This is a genomic window from Parachitinimonas caeni (genome assembly GCF_030129945.1).
GTDB lineage: Bacteria > Pseudomonadota > Gammaproteobacteria > Burkholderiales > Chitinimonadaceae > Parachitinimonas > Parachitinimonas caeni.
The window spans coordinates 1-364 of record NZ_JARRAF010000223.1 but is presented as its reverse complement, the minus strand read 5'-3'; the positions used below and the strand labels follow the sequence as shown (position 1 = coordinate 364).

The 364-nt window shown below is 65.1% G+C and carries 1 protein-coding gene; it reads left to right on the top strand.

What is annotated here, in order from left to right; translation table 11 throughout:
• On the top strand, positions 1–364 hold a 364-nt coding region (locus PZA18_RS24415), incomplete at both ends, for an RHS repeat domain-containing protein (RefSeq protein WP_284103483.1).

Sequence of the window (364 nt, the reverse complement as noted above, 5' to 3'; positions counted from 1 at the left end):
CCCTGAATGCCCGCAGCGGCCAGGCCCAGGTGCGGACCGAGACCCTCGCCACCGAAAACGGCGCCAGCGTGACCCGTAGCGAGTACAACGGCTACGCCCAGCTCGTCAGCCGGACTGATGGTCGCGGTGCCAAGACCCAGTATCGCTACGACGCGCAAGGCAACCTCACCCAGCTGATCCGACCCCAATCGATGCGGGTGGTGGCCGACGGCGAGATGATCCCCCAGGGCGTCGCGTTGACCGAAATCTATCGCTACGACCAGCAAGGCCGGCGCATCCAGCATCACACCGACTGGAAAGCCAACGACGGCCGTAGCGGGAGCACCAACCACGAAGAAACGTGGTACGACAGCACTGGCCGTGT